This window comes from Microcystis sp. LE19-84.1B, from assembly GCF_027531875.1.
Lineage (GTDB): Bacteria > Cyanobacteriota > Cyanobacteriia > Cyanobacteriales > Microcystaceae > Microcystis > Microcystis panniformis.
On record NZ_JAPZSR010000374.1, the window covers coordinates 1 to 4,257 of the forward strand.

Sequence of the window (4,257 nt, forward strand, 5' to 3'; positions counted from 1 at the left end):
TAAATCCTTATCTGACAAGAGACTTAATTGATTAGTTCGCTCTAGAGCAAAAACAATTGACAAAAATCGCTAAATGCCTTTCTCTATAAGGGTTCCATCCCTTATAACCCCCGTCAATTGCATAACACAAACCGAAGAGCCTTTAAAATAAGGCTTTTGACCTGTTAAAATCCGATGTTCATGCTGCGAAAATAGGATTGGGACATTCAAAAACCTGGCATTATTCTTTTGATAGTACATAAACTGGTATATAGCAATTCCCATAGTTGTGAGGTACAGAGTCTTAGGTTTTGAGGAGTCATACCATTTTTCTTTATTCTTGGCAGGTATCTTACCCCCCCGATGTCGGGGGGGCAGGGGGGGTGGGGGTTGGGGGGGGGTCACACCCTGCCCCCACGAAAAACTTTTTGCCGCAAACCCTATCTAAAAATCAAACTCGTCTAACCCCGGTTGTGGGGGAGGAAAGCGACTGCGAGGAGATTTTTTCGACTTTCTCAAAAAAGCGGGGATAAATGCGGCCATAAAAAATCCAATTCCCAAAGAAAAAGCCAATAAAACACCGATAGGTACTTTAATTGACTCAAATTGTAGAAACTTTAAAGAAACTGGTTGGATATTTTGAATAGCAAAAACTGCCATGGTCATAATCCAGCCGCCGACAATAGCACTAGCTAAAAAATTACTAATTGTATTCATGCTTGTCCTCGCCCTGTTTGTGGGAGATTTTTTCAGGTTTTGTAGGCTAATTTCGCAGTTAGCTCCCTATTAATACCATTTTTCTTTATTCGTGGCCCTCCTATCCATTAGTCACATCTTTCTTAACATAAAATTTGACAAAAAGAGAAAAGTGGGCAAGATTGCCCAAGGGGGTTCTATGGGGGGACTAATTTGATCAGATAGTTTCCAAGTCTCGCTGATATCATGTTACCTTCCCAGTCCTAACCAAATAGTTTTAACACTAGGTTCACCGTCGCCTTTTCTACCTAAAAAAAACCCAAGAGAAGCCATCATTTTGACCGCTAAAGGTTGAAAATAGGGTTAATTCCCAAAATCAGATGTGGCACTGGCGGCGGCTAGATTTGCCGAGGACTTTCGTACACTTGTACTAAGTTGGCTGGCCAAGTTTTCCACGATACTGATTAATCTTTTCGGTTCTTCTGGTGTCCCCTAGCTCTGCATACTGTAATTCTTGGGCTGCTCATTTCTCCATTTTTTTGCTCACCTCGACCTTGATTCCTTCTTTCTTTTAAAACTATACCTATCAATCGGTTCCCCTTTTTTTAAGTTTCTTCTCTTTTTGTTAAGAAAGCTCCGACTAACTGATTACTGATCACTGAAAAATCTCTTGTCTCTTAATCAAATTCTGATTTTAAATCCCGACGCATTAATTCATAAACGGCAACTTGGGGAGAAATTTCCCCACGCAAAAGACGATCAACTTGGCAGGTAATCGGTACATATAAATTTTTTTCTTGGGCAATTCTCATCAAAACTTCTGTGGTATTTATTCCCTCGGCAGTTCCCTCTAACTTTGCTAAAATTTCTGGCAAAGATAAACCTAAAGCTAATTGATAACCCACTTGATAATTGCGGGATAAAGGACTATTACAGGTAGCTAATAAATCCCCTAAACCCGATAAACCGAAGAAAGTTTCTTGACAACCTCCTAGACAAGTTCCCACCCGAACTATTTCCGGTAAAGCGCGAGTTAACAGGGCAGATTTGGCATTAGTACCTAACTGTAAACCATCACAAACCCCAGAAGCGATCGCCATGACATTTTTGAGAGTGCCACCTAACTCAGTCCCCAAGGGATCACTATTCAGATAAACCCGAAAAGATTCCCCAGATAATAATTTTTGTAACAATATTGCTGCTTTCTGCACATAACTTGCTACCACTGTCGCAGCGGGTAAACCTTGGTTAATTTCTTTAGCCAAATTAGGACCGGAAAGAACCACAAGGGGATTAGCGGGAAAAGCTTGATTCCACAGATGAAAAGGTGTACGAGTGGTGATTGGGTCTAATCCTTTAGTAGCGGTGACGATAATTATGCGAGAATTTAATGGTAATTGCTGTAATTTTTTGATCGTTGGGGAAACGCCTTTAATCGAAACTGCTGAAATAATTACGTCAGTATCTGCTATAATAAGCCCTAAATCTTCCCCACTATGACGCGACCAAACCCTAACAGTTAAGTGATTACGTCTAGCCAAATTAGCGAGAGTTTGTCCCCAAATTCCCCCACCTATAACCGTAATTTTCTTGGCATTTTCTAACAACTTTTATTCTCCTCCTTATTAGTGATCCCTGATCAGTGACTGGTTAGAAAGCATTCGATTTTAAGGTTATGAGTGTTAAATGAAATTATTCACCGATTACTGATAAATGTTCACTGATAACTGAAAAAAATGACAAACTATCGCAATCCTGCCCCCACTGTTGATATTATCATCGAACTGATCGACTCGCCCCACCGTCCGATCGTACTAATTGAGAGAAAAAATCCGCCCTTTGGCTGGGCAATTCCGGGGGGATTCGTGGACTACGGCGAATCGGTGGAAACGGCGGCCATTCGGGAAGCTTACGAGGAAATCAGCTTGCAGGTGCAGTTAATCGAGCAATTTCACGTCTATTCCGATCCTAACCGCGATCCGCGTCAACACACCATTAGTATCGTTTTTATCGCCACGGCAAAAGGCAAACCGATCGCTGCCGATGATGCCAAAAAAGTGGGGATTTTTCATCTCTGGGAATTCCCCCAACCCTTATGCTTTGATCACGATCGCATTCTCAATGATTATCGTCGTTATCGGGATTATAAAATTCGTCCCACACATTAGACCCCAAACTAGCCATAAAAGCAATCCTTGCCAAAAACGTCCCCGAAAAAACCTTAAACAATTAGACACTTCTGAGGGCGACAATCGGCTCCAATTTAGAGGCACGATAGGCGGGAAAAACGCCAAAAAAGAGACCAATACCCGTGGAAACGCTCAAAGACAGGATGACGGCGGTGGCGGAAACAGTGGCAGCCAGGGGAGAGAAACTGGAGACGAGAACGATCGCTCCTGCACCGACGAGAATACCAAGCGCACCGCCGGCGATGGAAACGAGAGTTGATTCAATCAGGAATTGTAAGAGAATATCCTGTTCTCTGGCTCCGATCGCTTTTCTTAGTCCGATTTCCCCGGTTCTTTCCGAAACCGAAACGAGCATAATATTCATCACCCCGATACCCCCGACAATTAGGGAAATACCGGCGATTAGAGCCAAAAGTAGGGTTAGACCCTGGGTAATCGTGCCGAAGATTTCGATCATCTGTTTAGCAGTTTCGACGCGAAAATCATCCTCAGCCACGATTTTATGACGTAAACGCAGGAGATTCTCGATTTGGAACTTAGCGGCACGGATTTCCTCCCCCGATCGCGCGGTGAGACTAATCCAACTCAACTCGACACCGTAGGGTCCGGTTTTGCCCACCAGTTGCGAGTTCATGGTGCTAAGGGGAATAATCAGCATTTCATCCTGATTATTGCCAAAAAAGGAGCCTTTCGCCTCTAAAATCCCGATCACCTCAAAACTGAGATTTTTGATCCGCAGCTGTTGACCGAGGGGATTTTGGGTGGGGAAAAGTTGCGCTGCCACTTCACGGCCGATTACCGTTACCCGTTTGTTGCGGACTAGATCGATATTATTGATAAAACGACCTTTTTCTAGGGTAAAATTGCGAACAGAAGCGTATTCTGGGGTGCTTCCCGTCACTAGAGCCGTCATGTTGCGATTACGATAGGAAATCAGGAAACGAGCGTTTATTTCCGGGGCGACTTCAGCGACGGTGGGAACCTGTTCGGCGATCGCCTGAGCATCGGCTAAAACCAAGGTTTTCGGTAAATTAACGGTGGTATTGCGTGCTTGTCGCGACCCCGGCACCACAAAAAGAGTATTGGGTCCCAAGTTAGCAAACTGGTCATTGGCTAAGGTTTGCGCCCCTTGGCCAATACCGATCATGGCCACCACCGAAGCGTTACCGATGATAATTCCTAACATGGTCAGGCCGCTACGCACTTTATTGGCCCCTAGGGTGGCGACGGCCATTTTTACACTTTCGATGATCAACATATCAGTTATCAGTTATCAGTTATCAGTTATCAGTTATCAGTTATCAGTTATCAGTTATCAGTTATCAGTTATCAGTTATCAGTTATCAGTTATCAGTTATCAGTTATCAGTTATCAGTTATCAGTTATCAGTTAT

4 protein-coding genes and 1 pseudogene are annotated in these 4,257 nt (G+C 43.5%); 1 reads left to right on the forward strand and 4 read right to left on the reverse strand.

The annotated features are described in order from the left end of the window. Positions 1 to 423: 423 nt before the first annotated feature. From O9324_RS21115 to O9324_RS21125, 3 genes and pseudogenes are all read right to left on the reverse strand, one after another. Positions 424 to 696: a lipopolysaccharide assembly protein LapA domain-containing protein gene (locus O9324_RS21115; protein WP_002788612.1), complete on the reverse strand. Its 273-nt coding sequence runs from the start codon at positions 694 to 696 to the stop codon at positions 424 to 426. A 111-nt stretch (positions 697 to 807) separates the two neighbouring features. Continuing rightward, positions 808 to 1,020: pseudogene (locus tag O9324_RS21120) on the reverse strand (IS4 family transposase); the annotation flags it as partial. 332 nt (positions 1,021 to 1,352) lie between these two features. Continuing rightward, positions 1,353 to 2,282 carry an NAD(P)H-dependent glycerol-3-phosphate dehydrogenase gene (locus tag O9324_RS21125; protein WP_288141224.1) on the reverse strand — a complete coding sequence of 310 codons (930 nt, stop codon included), beginning with the start codon at positions 2,280 to 2,282 and terminating at the stop codon, positions 1,353 to 1,355. Between the two features lie 129 nt (positions 2,283 to 2,411). Here O9324_RS21125 and O9324_RS21130 point away from each other — a divergent pair, with 129 nt between their 5' ends. Continuing rightward, positions 2,412 to 2,843: an NUDIX domain-containing protein gene (locus tag O9324_RS21130; RefSeq protein ID WP_002804545.1), complete on the forward strand. Its 432-nt coding sequence runs from the start codon at positions 2,412 to 2,414 to the stop codon at positions 2,841 to 2,843. A gap of 61 nt (positions 2,844 to 2,904) precedes the next feature. Here O9324_RS21130 and O9324_RS21135 read toward each other — a convergent pair whose 3' ends face one another. Then, complete coding sequence (locus O9324_RS21135) at positions 2,905 to 4,122, reverse strand: ABC transporter permease (RefSeq protein WP_287628678.1); 1,218 nt, start codon at positions 4,120 to 4,122, stop codon at positions 2,905 to 2,907. Positions 4,123 to 4,257 lie beyond the last annotated feature (135 nt).

Coding starts and splice junctions, on each gene's coding strand:
- O9324_RS21135 (WP_287628678.1), bottom strand. CDS start 4,122: ATGTTGATCATCGAAAGTGTAAAAATGGCCGTCGCCACCCTAGGGGCC.
- O9324_RS21130 (WP_002804545.1), top strand. CDS start 2,412: ATGACAAACTATCGCAATCCTGCCCCCACTGTTGATATTATCATCGAA.
- O9324_RS21115 (WP_002788612.1), bottom strand. CDS start 696: ATGAATACAATTAGTAATTTTTTAGCTAGTGCTATTGTCGGCGGCTGG.